At 33.7% G+C, this 24,097-nt stretch carries 16 protein-coding genes; 13 read left to right on the plus strand and 3 right to left on the minus strand.

Annotation, left to right across the window (positions count from 1 at the left end; translation table 11 throughout):
- The 3 genes from HPY79_08450 to HPY79_08460 form a co-directional block, all read left to right on the plus strand.
- Nucleotides 1-377, plus strand: a 377-nt coding sequence (locus tag HPY79_08450; protein NSW45829.1) for a gliding motility-associated C-terminal domain-containing protein, incomplete at its 5' end; no start/stop codon positions are given.
- Nucleotides 378-429: 52 nt separating this feature from the next.
- Entirely contained in the window at nt 430-2,139 is a 1,710-nt protein-coding gene (locus tag HPY79_08455; GenBank protein ID NSW45830.1) for a C10 family peptidase, read from the plus strand.
- Between the two features lie 162 nt (nt 2,140-2,301).
- Nucleotides 2,302-8,523, plus strand: coding sequence for a hypothetical protein (locus tag HPY79_08460; GenBank protein ID NSW45831.1), 6,222 nt, complete (start codon nt 2,302-2,304; stop codon nt 8,521-8,523).
- Between the two features lie 26 nt (nt 8,524-8,549).
- Here HPY79_08460 and HPY79_08465 read toward each other — a convergent pair whose 3' ends face one another.
- Nucleotides 8,550-9,479 carry a hypothetical protein gene (locus tag HPY79_08465; GenBank protein NSW45832.1) on the minus strand — a complete coding sequence of 310 codons (930 nt, stop codon included), beginning with the start codon at nt 9,477-9,479 and terminating at the stop codon, nt 8,550-8,552.
- Nucleotides 9,480-9,811: 332 nt separating this feature from the next.
- On the opposite strand from HPY79_08465, the gene pepE reads away from it, so the two are divergent.
- Both pepE and secDF read left to right on the plus strand, forming a co-directional pair.
- Entirely contained in the window at nt 9,812-10,516 is a 705-nt protein-coding gene (gene pepE / locus HPY79_08470; protein ID NSW45833.1) for a dipeptidase PepE, read from the plus strand.
- A gap of 131 nt (nt 10,517-10,647) precedes the next feature.
- Complete coding sequence (gene secDF, locus HPY79_08475) at nt 10,648-13,650, plus strand: protein translocase subunit SecDF (protein NSW45834.1); 3,003 nt, start codon at nt 10,648-10,650, stop codon at nt 13,648-13,650.
- A 57-nt stretch (nt 13,651-13,707) separates the two neighbouring features.
- On the opposite strand, the gene HPY79_08480 is transcribed toward secDF, so the two are convergent.
- Nucleotides 13,708-15,099: a T9SS type A sorting domain-containing protein gene (locus tag HPY79_08480; protein ID NSW45835.1), complete on the minus strand. Its 1,392-nt coding sequence runs from the start codon at nt 15,097-15,099 to the stop codon at nt 13,708-13,710.
- A 308-nt stretch (nt 15,100-15,407) separates the two neighbouring features.
- Between HPY79_08480 and HPY79_08485 the strand changes: the two genes are divergently transcribed.
- The 4 genes from HPY79_08485 to HPY79_08500 are packed head-to-tail and all read left to right on the plus strand — an operon-like array spanning nt 15,408 to nt 19,831.
- Nucleotides 15,408-16,457 (plus strand): tetratricopeptide repeat protein, encoded by a 1,050-nt coding sequence (locus HPY79_08485; protein NSW45836.1) that lies wholly within the window; start codon nt 15,408-15,410, stop codon nt 16,455-16,457.
- Between the two features lie 14 nt (nt 16,458-16,471).
- On the plus strand, nt 16,472-18,538 hold the full coding sequence (locus tag HPY79_08490; GenBank protein NSW45837.1) for a PD40 domain-containing protein: 2,067 nt from the start codon (nt 16,472-16,474) through the stop codon (nt 18,536-18,538).
- Between the two features lies 1 nt (nt 18,539).
- Entirely contained in the window at nt 18,540-19,241 is a 702-nt protein-coding gene (locus HPY79_08495; protein NSW45838.1) for a hemerythrin domain-containing protein, read from the plus strand.
- The gene (locus HPY79_08500) at nt 19,241-19,831 is read left to right on the plus strand and encodes a response regulator transcription factor (protein ID NSW45839.1); all 591 of its coding nucleotides are present in this window, start codon (nt 19,241-19,243) and stop codon (nt 19,829-19,831) included. Before HPY79_08495 ends, HPY79_08500 begins: the two co-directional genes overlap by 1 nt.
- Here the strand turns inward: HPY79_08500 and truA are convergent.
- Entirely contained in the window at nt 19,806-20,567 is a 762-nt protein-coding gene (gene truA / locus HPY79_08505; protein ID NSW45840.1) for a tRNA pseudouridine(38-40) synthase TruA, read from the minus strand. The genes HPY79_08500 and truA overlap by 26 nt on opposite strands.
- 268 nt (nt 20,568-20,835) lie before the next feature.
- Here truA and HPY79_08510 point away from each other — a divergent pair, with 268 nt between their 5' ends.
- The 4 genes from HPY79_08510 to HPY79_08525 are packed head-to-tail and all read left to right on the plus strand — an operon-like array spanning nt 20,836 to nt 24,096.
- Nucleotides 20,836-21,831 (plus strand): MoxR family ATPase, encoded by a 996-nt coding sequence (locus HPY79_08510; protein ID NSW45841.1) that lies wholly within the window; start codon nt 20,836-20,838, stop codon nt 21,829-21,831.
- Between the two features lie 11 nt (nt 21,832-21,842).
- The gene (locus HPY79_08515) at nt 21,843-22,238 is read left to right on the plus strand and encodes a hypothetical protein (GenBank protein NSW45842.1); all 396 of its coding nucleotides are present in this window, start codon (nt 21,843-21,845) and stop codon (nt 22,236-22,238) included.
- Between the two features lie 12 nt (nt 22,239-22,250).
- On the plus strand, nt 22,251-23,120 hold the full coding sequence (locus HPY79_08520) for a DUF58 domain-containing protein (protein ID NSW45843.1): 870 nt from the start codon (nt 22,251-22,253) through the stop codon (nt 23,118-23,120).
- A gap of 1 nt (nt 23,121) precedes the next feature.
- A complete protein-coding gene (locus tag HPY79_08525) occupies nt 23,122-24,096 on the plus strand; it encodes a hypothetical protein (protein ID NSW45844.1) in 975 nt (324 codons plus the stop codon).
- Nucleotide 24,097: the final 1 nt, after the last annotated feature.

Below are 24,097 nucleotides of genomic sequence, written 5' to 3' on the forward strand. Positions count from 1 at the left end.
ACGAAACGCAGTTAGTAGCCGTTACCAATAAGGGTTGTACCGATACCGCCAAGGCTATCATAAAAATACTTGAGCAATATACGTTCTATGCTCCTACTGCCTTTAGTCCCGATGGCGACCGCAACAATGACTTTTTCTATGTGGTAGCTCATGGTATTAAAGAAGAAGGCTTTTATTTAGAGGTTTACGATCGTTGGGGCGAGGTAATTTGGAGCACTAAGACCTATAGCAAGCTCGATGAGCGTAGCGAAAAATGGGACGGACGTGCTAAAAACCATGAAATTGTGCCAATCGGCACCTATACATGGAGGGCTGTGTTTAGAGATAGTTTTGATAAGTTGCACGAAGAAGTTGGAGCAGTTTCTGTAATTCGATAATTTTTTTGATTAAAACGATTTAGTTCGTATCTTTGACAAAAATTTTTTTGTTATGATACGAACTTTTGCTTTTTTATATTTGGTTGTTATTCCATTTTTTGTATTTGCCAAGTATGTAGAATCAGATAGAGCTCTTAAAGTAGCTAAACAATTTTATCAAAAACAATACTATCGTTTTAACTATGAAATTAAAAACATCTCGATAAAAGATGTTCATAGTTATTTTATAAATAATCGTTTAGCATGCTATATTATTAGAATAAACCCCAATGGATTTGTTATTACCAGTGCAGATGATAACGCTTTTCCAATTATTGGATATTCTTTTAATGAAGATATTATACCTCAGCAATTACCGGAGTCTATGAAAAATTATTTAGATTTGGCATCTGAACAAATTCTAAAAGCTAGAGAATTAAAAAAAAGTTATTATAACGATATCTGGCTTAAAATTGAAAATGAACCTCTAACCAAAACAACGTTATCAAGTAATGCAATAAGTCCTTTTTTGAATTTATACTGGGATCAAGGAGTACCTTATAATAACTACTGTCCACCAAGTAGTCATGGTCCTGGTGGTCACTGCGTCACGGGTTGTGTTGCCACAGCTATGGCAATGACGATGAAATATTACAATTATCCTGAACATGGGAAAGGTGAAAAAACTTTTATCTGGTCAGATATTGACACCATTGATTACGAAAACACCTATTATCGATGGTCTGAAATGACGTCTTATGCCAATAGTCAGAGTGGCGATGCTATAGCTGAATTGATGTATCATTGTGGTGTAGCCGTTAATATGAACTATGGACCCGATGGATCTTCAAGTTACACAGAATGGGTTCCAGATGCTATGAAAGATTACTTTAGATATCATCCTTCTATCCGTTTTAAAGATAGATCTAAGTTTACCGATTATGACTGGGATATTCTAATAAGAGACCAATTAAATCTTAAACGACCTGTTATTTATAGTGGGAGCGGTACAGGTGGACATGCATTTGTTTGCGACGGTTATCAAGATACTTGTTTTTATCATTTTAATTGGGGATGGAGTGGTTACGCTAATGGTTACTATTACTACAATGACCTAACTCCTGGAAGTAATGATTTCTCTTATGGCCAAGGAGCTGTTATAAACATTATGCCGTATTTTGCAGATTATTGTAATCAAGACAATATCTTAATTGACACTACACGAACATTGGAAGATGGTAGCGGATTATCTTATTATTGGAATAATACACATTGTTCATGGCTTATAAAACCCAGAGGCGCTAGTCAAATAAAATTAAATTTCACAAATTTTAATACCGAAACTAATTATGACGTTCTCTCCATTTATGATGGCGAAACCGATCAAGCTCCCCTTATTGGAAGTTTTTCGGGCAACCAATTACCTAGTGAGATTTTATCTACCGGGAATGCTTTGTTTTTAACATTCAATACCAATGATACCATTCAAGGGCAAGGATGGGAACTATATTACACTTCTATTTTTGTTGGAATTGAACCAATCAACTTAGAAAATCAGTTTCAACTTTTCCCTAATCCTGTTAATAATTATTTAACAATCACCTCTAAATCAAATGAAAATTATACAATTCATATTTATAATGTATTGGGCGAAAAGGTTTATTCACAGACGACAAAAAATGATTTGCTAATCAATACTGCTTCGCTTAACAACGGACTTTATCTAATTGAAATTTCACAACAGTATCAAAAAATCAGAAAAAAATTCATCGTTAAGCACTAATTTTTTCATTTTTCAACAAGCTTTTTTTCATTATTTGACGAAAATTTATCATTATGGGATAAATACGTATTTTTATTTGATGAAAATTGAGTAAATTTACCTACAGCCTTATAACGTTTGACAAACTTTTACGTAAAAATTGACAAAGAAATTACTTTTGTCATGAAAAGAATATTTACTTTAATAGGTTTAATAATAGCGAGTAATCTTATCTTTTCGCAAAGTACAACTAATTATACATTTAGCTCGCTATCAGATGGTTCATTAACCGATATGTCGTCGGGAACGACACAACTTATTGGTCCTAATACCGATGGTTTAAACACCGGTATTTTTTCAAATACGAACCCAATCGGTTTTACTTTTTATTTTATGTCCACTGCTTATGACCAATTTGTTGTTACCGAAGACGGAGTAATGCGTTTAGGCACATCATTATCGGCTATAAGTCGCACTCCCGAACTGAATGTTAATAAGCCACGACTTGTTGCTTTCTCTTGCGATATGGCTACAGGATCTAACGGTAAAGTTCATTATAAAGTAGAAGGCACAGCCCCCAATCGTGTTTGTATTGTGGAATGGAAAAACTGCTATGGTACCTTTCCTGCTTCCATGCCGGTTTTAGGTCAATTAACATTTCAAATTCGTTTGTACGAAACCACAGGAATTATTGAATATGTCTATGGATATATGAACATGCAACGAAGAAGAGATAATAGTGATCTTGGAGCTATAGGGATAGGCAATTCGAATGCTAATAATGGAGTTTTATATAAAACAACATCATTTTCTGACAATTCCATAGGAACAACCTTACCTGTTTATCTAATATGTCAATCCAAAATAACTACAACCGGTGAAGTAGCCGGCTTATCCTCAACAACCGATGGAGCTCGAAGGGTATATCGTTTTGTTCCTCCTGTTGCACCTGCAGCACCATCAGGGTTATATTTTACAGGCGTTAGTCAAACCAGTGTAACCTTAAATTGGACCGATAATGCTAATAATGAAACCCATTACCATGTTTATAGAAGCGATGATGGTGGATTAACTTATGAATTAGTGGCTGTTCTTCCAGCCAATTCTACCACCTCAGGACCTATAAACGGACTTCCAGATAGAACCTATTACTGGAAAGTATATGCTGTAAACGAAGGTGCACGAAGTGATGCACTTGAAGGAGTTTGTTCTACTTTACCTGCAGGAACCATTCATTCTACAGTTACTGGAGGTTTATGGAGCCAAACAACTACTTGGGAAGAAGGTGTTTTACCGGGACCCAATGATGATGTCATTATCAAAGATGGAGCAACGGTAACTATTGATATCACTACTGCCGTTTGCAACAATTTAACCATAGGCGAAGGGAATTCGGGCAGATTAACTTTTATCGGTGGGAACACCAATGCCACTCTTACATGTGATGGCGACATTTGGGTAAAGCCCAATGCCACTTTTGATGTAGATGGTTCAGCTACCGGAGGTACAAGAAAACTTATCGTTGGTAATCGTTATTATTCACAAGGTAATCTTACTGTGGACGGTATTTTTGACATGAACTGTAGCTCAACTGCAATAGCTGATGTTTATTTTAAAGGAAGTGTAAATGGCATTGTTTCCGGTAATGGACCAACTTGCGACTTCTATTCCATTTATGTTGACAAAAGCAATAATTACAATAAATATATTGATATTCAACGCATTATCACTATTAGTTCACCCACAACAAATGGAAGCAGGTTAAATTTAACGAATGGATTATTCAAACTTTCGAGCGCCTCAACCCTATCACCTTATTATGGCAATAATACCATAGGAAGCACAACAGCAGGTTTATGGCTAAATAATCCAAATGCCATTATACAATGTGTAGGAGCTGGTACTACAACAGGAGCCGGCAATGCTACTATTGATGGTCTTTTACAAATATCTGCCGGACATTTTATTTATGGAAGTGGCGATAATACTCTTTCTGTAACAAATAATGGTACTATTCAATTAGATGGTGATAATGCTAAAATAACCTTTTATGGGAAAGCTGATTTTGCAGCCAATGCCCACTTAACGATTACAGCCGGTGATTTCAGATTAGATCCTCAAGCAGGGAATAATTTAGCAACAGGACATGTTTGTAATTTTAATACTACATCATATGTTATATTCACGGGTGGTTATATTACTTTTATTGATCCTAAAAAATATACTACTTCAAGCGATTTTTATATTCCTTCATCAGGAGAGCAAAATAAAATACTAGTGGGAGGCACCATCCGATTAGGCGATGGTAGTAGTTCTGCCAATGGTTCTACCAGCGGTTTTATGATTACCATACCAACAACCTATGGATTTCCACTGGGTAATATAGAAATCAATAATCCTACTGGTACTGATAGATTTGTACGATTTACTCGATCTTCAGGAACTAATCCTATTATTGTTAATGACATTAACATTATTGCCGGCACATGGAATTTAAAAGGCATTTCTTTCAATGTTGGCGGTAACATAGTAAATAATGGAACCATTGACGTTTCAACTGCAAGCTCAACTATTAATATGACAGGTTTAGCCTTACAAACTATAAGTGGTAGCGGTACACTTTCAGCAACCAATAATTTAGTATTCAGCATCAACAATTCGAACGGCATAACATTAAATATGCCCTTATCGGTTTTAAAATTAACGTTAACCAATGGAATCATTAATACCACAAGCACCAATATTTTAAAAGTATTATCTACAGCCGTAACTGACTTATCAGGCGGTTCATCAAGTTCGTATATCAACGGACCTTTAGAACGTAATATTACAACAGTAGCTAATACCTACAAATTTCCTATTGGCAAATCGGGTTATACATATTTTGAACTAAAAAATCCGACGACTTCAGGTACTGTAACAATTAGAGCTGAAGTATTTGATCAAGATTGCGGTGGAAGCATCACTTCTCCTGCCGGTTATGAAATTAACACTAACCGCTATTGGAATGTTCAAGTTCAATCAGGAACTTTTACTAATGGAATAGCAATTATATATGAAACGAACCCTACAACTAATCTTATCATTGCAAAATCGAATACCCTTTCGGGAGTTTATGATGGGACTATTCACGCTTCGCAAAGTGGCACCTCGCTTACCACTAGTACTATCACAAGTTTAGGTTATTTCTGTTCAGCTGCTCCAACCTTTTTAAGCGGTACGTACAACTGTGGGAGTGGACAACCCTTTACTTCATTAACCAATAATGATGCTTCAGGATTTTTTAAAACAGTAGCATCAAGAGGATTAAAAGGAAATGTTACGTTACTCATAACTTCAGATTTAACTGAATCTGGAGCAGTCGCCCTTACTCCTTGGTCTGAAATAAATGGTAGCGGATATACCATTACGATTAAACCTGCTGATGCAACTATTAAAACAATTTCAGGGGCTGTAGCCAATGGAATGATTCGTTTAGATGGTTCAGATAAAGTTACATTTGACGGAAGTTACAATGGAATCGGTAATTACTTATTATTCAGAAATACCAATACTTCTAATCCTGTATTTACTTTTATGAATGAAGCTACCTATGATACTCTAAAAAATATTACCATTGAATCAGGAAATACTAACGCAACTAGCGGAGCTGTTTTGTTCAGAACCTCTACAGCAACTACAAACCTTGGAAATAGTTTTAATGGAATAATAAATTGTACAGTAAGAGATCGTTCAGATGCAGCGGGAGTTCCTGCCAATTTAATCTATTCAAGCGGCACTGCTGGTAAATTAAATAATTCTAATTCTATTATTAATTGTTATCTATTTAATTTTACAAATAGTGGTGTTAATATTTTAGCTACAGGAAATGGTGATAATTGGATAATAAACAACAATCATTTTTATCAAACAGCAAGCAGAAATACTGCCCAAAGTGCAATCAATATATCAAGTGGAATTGGTCATCAGATTCATCAAAATTATATTGGTGGTAGTACTATTAATTGCGGTGGTACACCATGGACCAATACAGGCAATGTTACAGTTAAAGGCATAAGTATAAGTTCTACAGTTGGTTCGCCTATATCTATTCAAGGAAATGTTATTCAAAATCTATCTTTATCAGGTGCAAGTTCAACCTTTTATGGTATTGAAACTCTTAACGGTTCATTCAACATAGGAACTACCGAAGGAAATACCATTGGCGACCCCAGTAGCACTTCAGATATTGCATTAGCAGGCAATACAATCAATGTTGGAATTAAAAACAACTCGTCAGCTTCGGTAAGTATATGGAATAATAATATCTATAGAATCACATGTACAAGTACAGGAACAAGCAGTACATTTATTGGAATATGGCATGCCGGAACCGGCTCATCAAATATTTACAATAATACCCTAGATAATTTACGTTCTGTTAGTTCAAAAAACACCATTGATACCATGGCTTTACAAGGCATATATGTGAGTGGTGCTGCAACCGGTGGCGTTTATATTACTGAAAATAAAATCAGTAACCTTTTGCTTAATAATACCGGAACAGTGCAAAATAATGTTGCAGGAATTAGTATTACTGCGGTTGCTAACCCAATTATCAACAGAAATAAAATTTGGAATATAAAAAATGCCTCTACGAGAACAACAACCACGTCTCCCCCCACAGCATCAGGAATTAGCATATACAGACCATCTGCTTCATCCGTAGTTGAAATTAGAAATAACATGATTAGCCTTGGTAATGGAGCAACCACCAATACCGAATTTAATGGAATTTGGATTCAATCATCAACCAATGCATATACGGCAAAAATATATTATAACTCTATTCTCATATCAGGAACTCCTTCGAGCGGTGCCTTATCTTCATTTGCTCTGTTAAGAGGTGATAATTCTTCGACTACCCAAGGAGTATCTTTAGACATTAAAAATAATATTTTTGCTAACATTCGTAAAGGAGGTACCGGAAAACATTATTGCCTTGGAAACCAAGGCACATCACCCACGACCAATTGGTCGAATATTTCTGATGCCAATTTATTTATTTGCCCCAATGGAACTAATACAATTGCATTATGGAACTCAAGCGATTTAAATATTAACTCATTAAGAACGAATTCGAATGGTGAAGCTACAAGTATTAGCATCATGAGCAGTACCTCAACAAATGCCGACGAAATAATAGTTGCCAATTTATTTAACGATATCAACTCCGGAGATTTGCATATCAATGGAAACAACAGCGAAGCTTGGTTTGTAAACGGTAAAGGAAATCAAATTACCATTAACAACGACATTGACAACGATAGCCGAAGTACTACATTTGTAGATGGCACAACCGACATTGGTTGCGATGAAGTTACGGTAACATCTACACCCATCAATGCAAAAACAGTAGGAACTATCGCTGATGGTAATACTACTGAATTTTGGTTTGGAAGCATTAAATTTGGACAAATAACATGGCATGGAAGCAACTTACCAACCGCTGTTAATTTTACTATTTTTTCTCAAAAATATCCTGATTTAACAGATGGTCTAGGTAATCCATACAACAACTTAATGGGTGCTCAATATTCAAATATTGTGTTTGAAATTTCACCCGTAGGCGGTGATATAAATACTTACACCTACGATTTAAGATTGTATTTTGATAAAAAATATGTTGGTACTATCGATGATTTATCCGTAATTAGTATAGCAAAAAATCCTTATATTTATCCTACTCCTTCCTCTACCCCTGTCAACGATTACGGCATTTATTCTACCGTTACCGATTTAGGAAATACTTATTATGAAATTTCAGATGTTATAGGTTTTAGTCAATTTATTTTCTATAAAGGCACAGCTACTCCACTACCTGTAAATTTAGTTCATTTCTCCGGAAAGTGTAATAATGGTGATGTTGACTTAACATGGATTACAGCCTCTGAAACAAACAACCATTACTTTGTTGTAGAAAAAAGCAATGATGCCATTAACTTCAATGCGATTGCTCAAATTCAAGGAGCCGGAAATTCCAACACTATGTTAACATATAATTACACCGACAAAAATGCTCTCTCTCAAGCAGTAAATTACTACCGCCTCAAGCAAGTGGATTACGATGGAAAAACAACAACTTCTGAAATCATTGCTATTCAATGTAATTCTTTAGAAGAAAACTATGTTCGTATTGGAAATTCTGAAAACTATTTAACCTTATTATTTAACACATCTTTATCTGGTAAAATCAATGTTCAGGTATTTGACAAAATCGGACGTTGTATGATTTCAAAGCATTACGAAGGCGAAGAAATAACTACCATCCCCATCGAAAAACAAAACTTATCTACCGGACTATACACCATCGTTATACAATCGTCGCAAGGAACATTAGCCAAGAAAGTCGCCGTAGTTAAATAAAGCGACAAGTCCATCAACTTCTCTTCTCAGTTTTCATTTTTACCAGAACCTATCTTATGTAGGTATTTATAAATATTACCCAACGATAATAATTTTAAAATAGTAAAAGCTATCAAGACACGAGTTAAAATAATGATCCAGAAATTTCCGCCAACAATAGCAAAAATAAGCGAATCTTCGACAATAGCATGAGCTAAAACCAGAAAAATAGTTATTAACGCAGTATCTTTAACTTTGATGACACCATTTTGCATGAATTGAAACATAATACCCGAACCATAAACAATACCAAAGAAAAATCCTGTGAGCCAAGGTACCACTCCCCCACCTGAAATACCAAAAAAACGTCCAATTGCATGGAAAATGGGTTTTAATTTTTGCATAAAAGACCAACGTTTTAACAGCTCATAGCTTACCTGAATAAGAAAAACCAAGATGAAAATCTGCATCATAGTGGTAATAATGCCCAATACAACCTTATACCAATCGACCGTTGTCGATGTTTTAAAAAAGGGATTTAATACAGCCCCATAAACTTCTGCAGGAAGTAATAAATTAGCCATAAATCCAGCAAAAAGTCCTAACACTATCCTAAAAAAAGCAATGCGAATGGTAGCAAAACGAAGTTTCATTAAAATACCCGTCTCCACAAGTAAATTATGTGAGAATCCAATAACAATTCCTAAAATAGTAATCTCGCGAGCCGAAAGATTTAAAGCAGGAATAGTGGCTATTCCCGCATATACATTTCCTAAAAAAGATGCAATAAGAGTGATAGAAGCTTTACCAGGTAAACCCATAAATTCCATCACAGGCGACAGGTAAGGACTTAGCCAATCGAAAAAGCCTACTTGTCGCAACAACGATGACAATAACGACAACGGCACATAAACTTTTATTAACAACCACGATACCTTGGTCGCTGCTTTTATTGCATGAATGGCTATTTTCTTCATATAAATATCGGACAAAAATAACAAATAAATTCGAGCTTTTGCCTAAATCTCATTATTTGTTTTTACCAACTATACAATAACAACTACCATTTGTAAATTCAAACCAACTATATATGCAATAACAACGTAGTTTAAAAAAATATGCCGCTTGAAAATCAAGGCTGTCTAAAATAATTTATAAATAAAACTTATACTATTGATAATTGATAATCGATAATATAATAAATAACTTATTTTCAAAATTACAAAAGTCAAATTAGTTTTGTTCTATGATAAATTTATTTATTTGGGTAATAAAACTAAAAAAAGTATCTTTGACAAAAAAAAACATTATGAAGCGATTACTATTATTTAGCAATTCGACCAATGCAGGCGAAGAATATTTAACTTACCCTTTACCACATATAAAAGATTTTTTAAAAAACAGTAAAACCCATTCTATAGCTTTTATTCCTTTTGCCGCTGTAACTTTTTCGTTTGACGAATACGAACATAAAGTTAATCAACGCTTTGGCGAAATAGGGTTAAAAGTTCGTAGTGTACATCGCGAAACAAAACCGGTTGAATTTATTAAAAACGCCGACGTTATAGTTGTGGGTGGAGGAAACACTTTTCATTTATTAAAACATATTTATGAATACAATCTAATAGACATTGTTCGCCAAAAAGTAAACAACGGAACTCCCTATATTGGATGGAGTGCCGGAAGCAACATGGCATGCCCAACCATATGCACTACCAACGATATGCCCATTGTTCAGCCACCCTCGTTCGAAGCGTTTAACCTCATCCCCTTTCAAATCAACCCGCATTATTTAGACGCCAATCCCGATGGTCATGCCGGCGAAACAAGAGAACAACGAATTTTAGAATTTCTGGCAGCCAACCCCACTAAACATGTACTGGGATTAAGAGAAGGATGCTGGTTATTGGTCGATAATAATACAATTACACTCCATGGATCAAAAACAGCTCGCATTTTTAAGTTTAATACCCCACCCTACGAAGTAACACAAGGCAGTATTATTAACCTATAACTACATATAATACTGACTTACTGATACTTATATCAAATATAAATATTATTTTGATTTTTGCTAAAAAAACAGTACGTTTGCACCTTGATTTTTTTTAGGTGAGAAATTGTAAATATTAAATTTATAGACACATGCAGAATAAAGGATTTATTAAGTTTTTCGCAGTTGCTTTAGCATTAGCAGCTATTTTTCAATTATCGTTCACATTTGTAGTTCGTAAGGTTCAAAACGATGCCAAAGAATACGCTCAAGGCGATCCCCAAAAAGAATATCGTTATCTCGATTCTATAGCCAATGAGCCAGTATATAATTTTCTTTGGTTAAAAAAATACACCTTACGTGAATGCCAAGAAAAAGAAATCAACCTTGGTCTCGACTTAAAAGGTGGTATGAACGTAACCTTAGAAGTTTCTGTTGTAGATGTGCTTCGTTCCTTAGCACATTATACAAACGACAGTACATTTAACAAAGCTATTGCCAAAGCAAAAGAATTGCAAAAAAATAGTAGTGAAGATTTTATCACTCTCTTTGGCAAAGCTTTTCAGCAAATTGACCCCAATGCTAAATTAGCTGCCTTTTTTATATCAAAAGATTTAAAAATTGACTTCAACACTCCTAACGATGAAGTATTAAAAATCGTTCGCAAAGAAGCCGAAGGTGCTATTGACAATTCGTTTAATGTTTTAAGAAATCGTATCGACCGTTTTGGTGTAACACAGCCCAATATTCAAAAAATAGCAACAACGGGTCGTATTTTAATTGAATTACCAGGTGTTAAAGACCCCGAACGCGTTCGCAAATTATTACAAGGAACAGCCAATCTCGAATTTTGGCAAACATACGAAAATGCTGAAGTCTATCCATTATTAGAAAAAGCTAACACACTTCTAGCTGAACTCTTAATGGGTAAAAGTAACGACACTTTAAAAAACGACTCTTTAAAAAATGTTAATGATAGCCTTGCTGCAAAAACAGATACAACCAAATCTTTATTAGAAGCCGTTAAACAAAACAAAGACACTTCTAAAAAAACACCCCAAAATGCAACGGCAGAACAATTTAAACAAAACAATCCTCTGTTTAGTATTATGTATCCAAGCGTTGATAATGAAAAACGTTTGGCCAAAGGTGCTGCTGTTGGATTGGTATTAGGTAAAGACACTTCGTTAGTTAACAAATATTTAAATATGAAGCAGGTAAAAGCTTTATTCCCTGCAAATTTAAAATTCTTATGGTCGTATAAACCACTTAAAAACACTGAAATTTATCAACTCATTGCTATAAAAACCGATCCTCGTACCAATAAAGCTCCTTTAGATGGTGGAGTTATTACAAATGCACGTGTTGAATTTGATAATATGACCAACGAACCTCAAGTATCGATGTCGATGAATGGCGAGGGCGCCAAAGAATGGGCTCGCCTTACCCGCGAAAACGTTGGACGCCAAATAGCCATTGTACTCGACAATTATGTATATTCATTCCCCGTCGTTCGTCAAGAAATAAAAGGTGGTAACTCCTCTATTTCTGGTGGCTTTACTTTAGAAGAAGCAACCGACTTAGCCAATGTTTTAAAATCGGGAAAACTTCCTGCACCTGCAGTAATAATTGAAGAAGCAATTGTTGGACCTACTCTTGGCAAAGAAAGTATCAATGCAGGACTTATATCATTTATTATAGCATTTATATTAGTTCTTTTATATATGCTATTCTTCTATGGCAAGCCGGGTCTTATTGCCAATATTGCTTTGCTTGTAAACGTATTTTTCTTAATTGGTGTTTTAGCTTCCATTGGTGCAGTATTAACACTACCCGGTATTGCAGGTATTGTTTTAACATTAGGTATGGCAGTTGATGCTAACGTAATTATTTACGAACGTGTTTGCGAAGAAATACGAGCTGGTAAAGGCATAAAACTTGCCCTTTCAGATGGTTACAAAAATGCATACTCTGCCATTATCGACGGAAACGTTACAACTTTAATTACAGGAGTTGTTTTATATGCCTTTGGTAGTGGTCCAATTCAAGGTTTTGCAACTACTTTAATTATTGGTATATTAACTTCACTATTCACAGCCATCTTTATTTCAAGATTAATTTTTGAATATGGATTTAATAAAGGCTGGAATTTTGTTTTCGAAACAAAAATAACACGAAACTTCTTAGATCATGTAAATCTAGATTTCATCAAAGCAAGAAAAGCAGCTTACATCTTCTCTTCTAGCATTATTATATTAGGTTTAATCAGCTTATTTACACGTGGTTTAAGTTGGAGCACCGACTTTACAGGTGGTAGAACTTATGTGGTTCGTCTTGACCAAAATGTTAAAGTTAACGATGTAAGAGCTTCTTTGTCTAAAGTATTTGGTGAAGCACCCGAAGTAAAAACATTTGGATCGGACAATCAACTTCGCATTACAACAAAGTATTTAATAAACGAAAATACTGCCGAAGCCGATAGCATTGTTGAAAGCAAATTGTATGAAGGCTTAAAACCTATGTTCAAAAAAGATATTTCTTTTATTGATTTCAGTAGTTCATCTAATGTTAGCACCGAAGGCATCATGAGTTCATCTAAAGTTGGACCTACCATTGCTGATGACATAAAGGTTGCTGCCATTATTGCTGTATTATTATCTCTATTAGCTATATTTATTTATATTGCCATTCGCTTCCGCCAATGGCAATGGGGATTAGGAGGTGTTATTGCATTGTTCCACGACTCTATGTTTGTAATTGCCTTTTTCTCATTCTTTAACGGTATATTACCCTTTAACCTCGACATTGATCAAGCATTTATAGCTGCTATATTAACAGTAATAGGTTATTCTATCAACGATACCGTTATTATTTTCGACCGCATTCGTGAATATAGAACCCTGCATCCTCGTTGGGAATTACCTGTTGCTATTAACTCCGCTATTAATTCTACATTACGTCGTACCATCAATACAGCTGGTATCACCATCGTAGTATTACTTGCCATTTTTATTTTTGGAGGCGATGTATTGCGAGGATTTATTTTTGCATTACTTGTTGGTGTTACTATAGGAACCTATTCATCTGTATTTGTTGCAACTCCATTAGCATACGATATTCTTAAAAGGAAGCAAAAAACTATTGCTGAAAAATAAAAAAAGAGGCTGTCTTTTAAGGGCAGCCTTTTTTATTCTTTATTTGAACCCATTTTTTCAATGCTTATAATAAGTTTTAAATGAAACTTTTTGACTACCATATCGAATTACTATTAAATATATCCCCTCTTCTAAATTATTTATTATAGGAACCTTGTTCTCACCCAATTCTAATCGAATATCGTTAATCAAAAATCGATTTTTACCTAAAACATCATAACCTTCGAGTGAGACAATCATAGCTTTAGGAGCAATAATAAATATATACTCGTTAAATAAATTGGGATATATATATAAATCTTTTATATTTTCAACAAACTCCATCGATGTAAAATTAACACAAAAAGCCTCACTTGTATCTCTACAAGTATGATTAACTGTTACCCAATTAAAACAATGCATGCCACTGTTATTTACAACTGCCGTAACATTGCATGGAGTATTATTAGATGGTTGAAATAGGGTTCCTGCATTATTATCAATCCAATAACCATAACCATAAGTGGGTGTTACTGCACATAACGACTGATACTCATTATAACTTGAAACGGTATCTGCTAAATTTGTTGTTATTATAGGCGGATAAGAAAAGTAAAATGATACATTAACAGAATCATAATTATAACAATAACCATTAAAAGTAATATAATACATGGTAATAGTTTCGTTAAAATTGTTATTTTTTATCCAAGTACATTTATTATTTTTTCCATTGGGATTAAGTAAAGAATCATGGGGTCCATCATAAAAAGTAATACCGATAGGACCACTCCACTCACCTATTACATTACTGTCTGTATGGGCACATAAATAAGCAAAATGACTATTGCATATCATCAAATCAGGTCCAACCTCAATATAAGGTATATTAACAATATTGACCATAAATGTATCTGAACATCTGCATGCATTATTTTCAGCATTCATTTCGGTCCATACAACAGAATAATTACCTGTCAATGGAAAAAAAGCATTAGTCGAACTTTCATTTGAATTTGAAAAAATAACATTAGAGGGATTAGAACCAATACCACCCCAGTTTACTAAGGCATTACTTATAGAAGTATGCCCTATTAAATATAAAGAATGATTACAAATAGTGGTATCGGTATAATGATGACAATTGGGCATTTCGTAAAACAACACATTTATACTATCTCTATGTAAATTATTTTGATGGTCCATATATTCCCAATAAAACCATACCGACTGCATACCGTTTACAAAAAAATTGGGTATTCCCGAAGCATCAGCAATCACTTTAAAATGCAAAGGCGACGGATCGATATTAGATATTACAATCTGATTATGCGAACAAGTCCACATACCAGTAACTGCATTTGTACCCATAGTATCGGCAGTTAATTCGATAGAACTACCACAGACCGAAATCTGCGAAAATAATCTTAACGAAAAAATTAAAGCTAAAATTAAAATGATGGTTCTCATAAAACAAAAAATTTAGTTTTTGATTTAAAGACAAAAACAAAATCCATTTAGTTGCCTGTTATTATATTGAGATAAGCGTTTAACTATTTATAGACCTCATATTAATATACATTTCTTGCAATTTTTAACATGATAAAAAAATTTAAACTATTTTAATTGTACCCAATAAACTATTTATACATTTTTATTGCACTATCAATATTTCAAATATAAATCAAAACTATTTATATTTTTTAACATTAGTAAAATGATTTCAATTGAATTTTTAATAAAAAATATATAAATTGCCGTCAAAAAAAATGTCAGCTATGAAACCTTTTTTAATCTCAATTTGGCTATTTACATTGCTATGTTTCTATAATGTAAATGCTCAAAAAGACAGTACTTTAGTTATTCTTGAGAATCAGGATGCCGAACTTGCATACAATCGAGGTATTGAAAACTATACTAATAAAGCATATCAAGAAGCCATACAAGCATTTACCGAAGCAATAAAATTTAAACCAGACTTTATAAAAGCCTATTTTAATAGAGGTAATGTTTATTTTGAAACACAACAATACAAAGATGCAGTTGAAGACTTCAAAAAAGTTACCGAACTCGATTCAAACGATGTTCAGGCGTGGTATTTAAAAGGACGTTCTAACCAACTGCTTGGCAAACAAGATGAAGCATTCGATGATTTTACCCGTGCTATCAACAAAGGGACCAAAGATGCTAAAGCTTATTATTTTAGAGGTCAAATACAATTTTTAAAAGATAATTTTGAAGGAGCATTAGAAGACTTTACCGAGGCAATAGCTTTAGATAATAAATATGCTGTTGCTTACAACGACCGTGGTAGTACTTATAGAAAAATGGAAAAATACGATGAAGCCATAGCCGATTATCGAAAAGCGACGGCTTTGGATGCTTCGCTCGATTATGCTTTTAACAATCTTGGAAGCGTTCTAAGAAAAAAAGAAAAATTCGATGATGCTATCGATGCATATACACAGGCAATAAAAGCAAACCCTAATAGTTACATTGCATATAATAACAGAGGAAGTGCCAAATTTGAAAAAAAAGATTACAAAGGAGCAGCCGAAGATTTTAATAAAGCCATAAAAATAAAATCTGACTACATGCCAGCACTAAATAATTTAGCTGCCACCAAAATAAAAGAAAAAGATTATAAAGCAGCTATCGACGAATATACTAAAATAATTCAAAAAGATTCTAATTACGGTTACGCATACTTAAACAGAGGCATCGCATATGAAGAATTACGAATGCAAAAAGAAGCTTGTGCCGATTGGAATAAAGCCAAAGAACTTGGCGTAAATGCAGTTAATCAATTCATGTCAGATTGTAAATAATAGGAGGATTAAAAATGAAAACAATAAAATATTTAATTAACTTATTTTTATTTGCCTTTTTATTTAATAACACGAATGCACAAGAAGTTATCATAAAAAAAGAAGATTTTGCAAGTAAAGACGATTACAAAATTGCTAAAGAATATTTATCTAAAGCCGAAGAATATTATGTCTTAGGACGAGGAGGAATGAAATCTGCTTTAGATTTTTATCTTAAAGTACATCAATATATCCCTAATCATGCTATGCTCAATTACAAAATTGGTTCGTGCTATTTGCATTCCATCCAAAAAGTAAAATGCCTCGATTATTTCAAAAAAGCCTATAGTCAAAATCCCACCATTCAACCCGATATTGTATGGCTATTAGCTACAGGATATCATCTTAATGCTGATTTTGATAAAGCAATAGAACTCTATACAAAATATAAAAATCAATTATCGCCCAGCGACTTACAACAAAAACGCAAAGAAATTGAAAAAAGAATACAAGAATGCAACAATGGTAAAGAACTCATAAAAAACCCTGTTCGTGTATTTATCGATAATTTAGGTCCTAATGTAAATACCATGGCACCCGAATACAGCCCCTTAATTTCAGCAGACGAATCAATGTTACTTTTTACTTCGCGCCGTTCCGACACTTATGGTGGTGGCTCCGATCCAGAAGACAACCTCTATTTTGAAGATATTTATGTATCTTACAACGATGGCAATGGTTGGTCGTTAGCTAAAAATGTAGGCAAACCTTTGAATACCAAGAACAACGATGCTACCGTAGGTTTGTCGCCCGATGGAACACAATTATTTACATTTAATGGTAAAATTAATAATGGTGATATTTATGTATCGAAACTCAAAGGTTCCGAATGGACAGCACCCGACGATAGCCCTTTAAAAAAATACATCAATTCTGAATTTCATGAAACCTCTGCATCTTTTTCGTTCGATGGAAAAACCATGTATTTTGTAAGCGATCGCGAAGGTGGATTTGGTGGACACGATATATGGGTTTCTCAATGGGAAACAGAAAAAGAACGTTGGGGACAACCTCGTAATATAGGCAGTGTTATCAATACCGAATACGACGAAGAAGGTGTTTTTATGCATCCCGACGGACGAACCCTATATTTCAGTTCACGAGGACATAATACCATGGGAGGATTCGATGTATTTAAATCGACGATGAATGATGATGGCACTTGGTCGAAACCTGAAAATATCGGATACCCCGTTAATACGCCCGACGACGACCTCTTTTTTGTAATGAGCGGAAGCGGTAAACATGGTTATTATAGTTCGGCTAATGATAACGGATATGGCGATTACGATTTATACATGATTACTTTTAGAGGTCCCGAAAAACCACCTGTATTACACAACGAAGATAATTTATTAGCCAATGTAGCTCCTGTTGGCGAAAGCGTTGTGGCTGAAAAAGTTGAAATTAAAACCATGCGACTTACTATTCTCAAAGGAACCATAAAAGATGCCATGACAAATGCCCCTGTTGAGGCTCAAATTGAGATTGTAGATAATACTAAAAACGAAGTAGTATCTGTTAATACATCCAATAGTACCACCGGCAAGTACTTAGTATCGTTACCTTCTGGACGAAATTATGGAATCGCTGTTAAAGCAGAAGGATATTTATTCCATTCAGAAAACTTCGATATTCCTGCCGCTACAGGTTACCAAGAAATAACGAAAGACATCCTTTTAAACAAACTTGCAGTAGGACAAAAAGTAGTACTTCGCAACATCTTCTTCGATTATGGTAAATCTTCACTAAGAGCAGAATCATATCCTGAACTTGATCGATTGGTTAAACTATTAACCGACTTACCAAAATTAAGAATAGAAATTAGTGGACATACTGACAACAAATCTTCATTACAATTTAATCAAAAACTTTCGGAGGCACGTGCAAAAGCCGTTGTCGATTACTTAATAAGTAAAGGAATTTCTGCTAGTAGGCTCGAATATAAAGGATATGCATATTTACAACCCATTGCTACCAACGATACCGAAGAAGGACGCCAACAAAACCGTCGTGTAGAATTTAAAGTTTTAGAAAATTAATATGTTAACCCATAAAAACATTAAGCTCAGTGATAACCTTTTTGATATCATTGAGCTTAATCCTTATGTTCTATTTGTTTTTGAACATTTACAACTTTTAGATAAGCCCAAAAATTTAACAGTAAAATCATTTTGCAAGGAATACTCATTAGACGTAGAACTATTTATTGCACTGCTAAATGTCTATAACGGCAATGATAACAACATTATACTAAAACCTGAAAAAAAACACCTTAAAACCATTGTTCCTTTTTTAAAACACTCTCATCAATATTATAAAAACGAAAAATATCCATTTATTACCAATCTTCTCGATATTCTTCAACTAAAAGTAAATTCAAAAGAAATAACTATACTGAAAAACTTTTTTGAAACATATAAAAACGAAGTTATTGAACACCTCGAATACGAAGAAAAAAACGTTTTTCCATATATCGAACAATTACTTACAAAAAAAAGATACTATCAAAATAAGGTTTCTTTTTCGATTAAAGATTACCAAGAACATCATAATGATATTGAAGAAAAATTAAGCGATTTAAAAAATTTACTCATTCATCATTTTAAAGTTGGCGACTTTGCTTCACTTAAACGACAAATTATTTTAAACTTATACGAATTACAATACGACTTACATGCTCACTCCATTATAGAAGACAAAATATTAATTCCTATTCTTTTAACCATTGAAGCAAACGAATAATGACAAACAAATGGATTATTGCCATTATTGAGCCCTCAGAAATTATAGTTGAAGGAATTTCTTCATACTGGTTAAAATCCGGACTTTCAGTCGAAATAAAAAAATATACTTCATTAGAACATTTTATACATAAACATCAAACAATCCGTCACAACATTGTATTTTTAAACCCAATTACAATCCAAAACATAGAAAATCAATGGATAAAGTTCAAAGAAAAACATAATGAATTAATTTCAATTGCAATTGTTTATCAACACTTTTCGCATGACACCTTATCATTATTTACTCAAGTTTTTCATATAGATAATTCATTTCAACAACTCATTAAGTTTATTTTAGAACAAAAAAACACCAATCAGACTAAAGAAAACAAAGAAAAATTATCTGTTCGCGAAAAAGAAATTTTACGTCTTTTATCTCAAGGAAAATCTATAAAAGAAATAGCCGAAAAAGTTCATTTAAGTCATCATACAGTACTTACCCATCGAAAAAACATAAGTGCTAAAACAGGCATTAAAACGCTTGCTGGTTTAACTGTATATGCAATAAGCCTTGGAATTATCAATATAGACGAAATGAATCAATAAATATTTCGGATGGATATAATACAGAATCTAAAAATAAGCCACCTGCAAAAACAGACTCACCTGCCAAACAGCGATTTTTTGATGCTATAATATTTTCAAATTCACTTAAACCTAATTTTCCTTTTCCTATTTCTACCATAGTACCTACAATAGCACGTACCATATTTCGCGTAAATCGATTAGCAGCTATCGTAAATATTAGTTGTTGTTCGTTGCGTTCCCATTTGCAATAATACAGCTGACACAAATTATTTTTTTGTCCTCCATGTAATTTTGAAAAACTTGTAAAATCAGTTGTTTTCATTAAGATATCACAAGCTTTATTCATTAATTCCATATCTAAAAATAATGTAAAATCCCACACAAATTTTGTATTAAAAGGATTTTTAACTGTTTGGATATAATACTTATATGTTCGCTCTATAGCCGAAAAACGTGCATGTGCATAAGATTGTACTTTATATAAGCCTATAACCGCTATATTCGAGGGCAAAAAACGATTTAGTTTAAAAACCGTTTGCTTTAAATCAAGCTGAATATTAACATCGAAATGAGCAAAAAACTGTCGTGCATGTACACCCGCATCGGTTCGCCCACAACCTACCAATTCTATATTTTCCCTCAATTGAAGCGAAAGTTTCAATTCTAATACCGCCTGTACACTTATACCATTGTTTTGCTTTTGCCAACCATGGTAGTTAGAGCCATCAAATGATATTTCTATAAAATATCGCATTTTTTCACAAACCTAATCTATTTATTAGAAATCTGCAAAAAATAATTTAAATAATCAATTTACTTTTAATATATTTTTTTCAAATTTATAGCAAATGATAAATATATCGTTAATCACCCTTATATTTTCGATAAAATTATTAACAATAAAACTTGTAGTATCTTAAAAAATGTATAAACCATAATAAGTTAACGTCTTTTAACAAAAATATAAAGTTTTTTTCAAAACATCGTTTTACTTTTGTTTCAAATTTAAAATACCCTCAATTATGAATGTAGGAATTGATATTAAAGAACTTAATGAGAAAATTCAACGCGAAAGTGAATTTGTTAACCTTATTCAAATGGAAGTCAACAAAGTTATTGTTGGACAAAAACACTTGGTTGACAGTTTACTCATATCATTATTATCTAACGGTCACATTCTTCTTGAAGGTGTACCTGGATTAGCTAAAACACTTGCTATAAATACATTAGCACAAGCCATACAAGCAAAATTTTCACGCATCCAATTTACTCCCGATTTATTACCTGCCGACCTTATCGGAACTCTCATTTACAGTCAAAAAAACGAAAACTTTACCGTTAAAAAAGGACCTATTTTCTCGAATTTTATTTTAGCCGACGAAATAAACCGTTCTCCAGCAAAAGTACAAAGTGCACTACTCGAAGCCATGCAAGAGCGCCAAGTAACTATTGGCGAACAAACCTATAAACTCGACGAACCCTTTATGGTATTGGCAACCCAAAACCCTATCGAACAAGAGGGCACCTACCCGCTTCCCGAAGCACAACTCGACCGTTTCATGCTAAAAGTAATCATTAGCTACCCCACCAAAGACGAAGAACAACGCATTATTCGCATGAACGTTGCCAAAGAATTCCCAAAAGCCAATGCTGTTATTAACCCCGAAAATATTATCAAAGCTCGCGAAGTCGTAAAAGAAGTATATTTAGATGAAAAAATTGAACGATATATTCTCGATATTGTATTTGCTACCCGATTCCCGCAAGATTATAAACTCGAAAAATTCAAAGATATGATCTCTTACGGTGCTTCACCTCGTGCAAGTATCTTTTTAACCATGGCAGCTAAAGCCAATGCCTTTATTAAACGACGTGGATATGTTATACCCGAAGATGTTAGAGCTGTTTGCCACGATGTAATGCGACATCGCATAGGACTTACATATGAAGCCGAAGCCGAAAACATTACCACCGAAGATATTATTAACGAAATATTAAATACCATTGAAGTCCCTTAAACCACATTAAAATGATAACATTTATAATTATATTAACCACTTGCCTTTTAAATGTTCAAATAGCTTTCGAACAAATGTTAGGCAAAACCAAAAAAGAAATTCAAGCTATGATGAATAATCACAGCGAATACAGCATGAACAATTTTGGAATTAGCACTAACGATAATACTTTGCGATATTATAATGCAAAAAAAGACAATACCCTTATTTTTTACTTCGACAAAGCTCAAAAATGTAAACACATTAAATTCATGGACGATATTGATAACTTAACCAGTAAATCACAAGAACTCAATCAAAAATACAATAAAACAGGCAAAAAATGGACTTGTAAAACAAATAATGCAAATGTTATCATCGAAATAGAACAAGAAGAATACAATTATTCGCTTAATTATCATTATTAAAAAATAATGAATGTGGAAGCCAAGGAATTATTAAAAAAGGTTAGACGAATAGAAATAAAAACACGACTATTGTCGAACCAGATATTCGCAGGCGAATACCATAGTGCCTTCAAAGGCAAAGGTATGACCTTTAGTGAAGTTCGCGAATATCAATACGGCGACGATATTCGTAATATTGACTGGAATGTAACAGCTCGCTTCAATCACCCATACGTTAAAGTCTTTGAAGAAGAACGCGAACTAACAGTAATGCTCATACTCGATATGAGTGGCTCAGCAAATTTTGGAACTCAAAAACAACTAAAAAAAGAACTTACTGCCGAATTAGCGGCTGTTTTAGCCTTCTCAGCTAGCTTTAACAACGACAAAATTGGAGCAATTCTTTTCACCGATAAAGTCGAAAAATTTATTCCACCTAAAAAAGGCAGAAAACATATTTTACGCATTATTTCTGAAATATTAACTTTTGAGCCTACATCGCATCAAACAAATATATCAAATGCACTAGAATATTTTACAAATGTTATAAAAAAGAAATCTACCTCCTTTATTATTTCCGACTTTTTCGACCAAACTTTCGAATCAGCCTTAAAAATTGCTTCTAAAAAACATGATATTGTTGCAATAAAGGTTTCTGATTATAGAGAGAAAGAATTTCCTGCTATGGGGCTTATGTATGTTAAAGACCCCGAAACCAACAAGATAAAACTCATCGATACTTCTGATAAAGCTACTCGTATGGCATATTCAGCTTGGTTTGACGAACACCTTAATCAATTAAAACAAACTTTTTCGCGTTATAAAGTCGACTCTTTAGTACTCCATACAGGAAGCGATTATGTAAAACCTTTGATGCAAATGTTTAAAATGCGAACAAAGTAATATGAGAGCGATAATTATATTTTGTGGGCTTATTTTATGGGTTACTTTGACGCAAGCGCAAGTAATTCAGACACAAGCAACCATCAACAAAAACGAATGTCTTATTGGCGATCAACTAAAACTTGAATTAACACTCTCTAAACCTAAAGATAAACCCATAAGTTTTCCCATTTTTACGGATACACTTTCAAAATCAATCGAAATTGTAAATGCCTCTGGTATTGACACCATTTTTAAAGAAAATAACCAAATAAAACTCAAACAAACCCTTACCATAACTTCATTCGATACTGGAGCTATCGTAATTCCTCCCCTCGCTTTTATTGCACCCCACGACACCACAGCCGATACCATTTATACCAACGAACTTTTACTTACTGTTCATGCATTGCCTGTAGATACCAATAAGAAAACTATTTTCGACATTAAGCCACCCTTAACCGAACCCTTTAGCTGGAAAGAAATACTCGACTATATTTTATGGGGACTCTTAATTTTACTTATATTAGCGATTGCTGTATATATTTATTTACGGATACGCAAAAATAAACCCATTATACCAATACCCGAAAAACCCAAAGACCCACCCTATGTTGTGGCATTAAACGATTTAAATAAATTAAAAGAAAAAAAATTATGGCAAAAACAATTATATAAGCAATATTATTCAGAATTAACTGACATTTTACGTATTTATCTCGAACAACAATTTAATATTCCTGCCCTCGAAAGTGTAAGTTCAGAACTTATCAACTATTTAAAACAACATCCTTTCGACGACGAACTAGTACGTACTATGAATGCACTCTTTACTACTGCCGACTTTGTTAAATTTGCTAAAGCCGAACCCCTACCCGACGAAAACGATTGGCATTTAAAAAATGCGTATTTGTTTGTCGAAAAAACAAAACCAACCGATTTAGAAACAAAAGAAGAAATAAAAACCGACGAACAGAAAGGAGGTAGCAATGACTAAC

It is taken from the genome of Bacteroidales bacterium, from assembly GCA_013314715.1.
Lineage (GTDB): Bacteria > Bacteroidota > Bacteroidia > Bacteroidales > GWA2-32-17 > Ch61.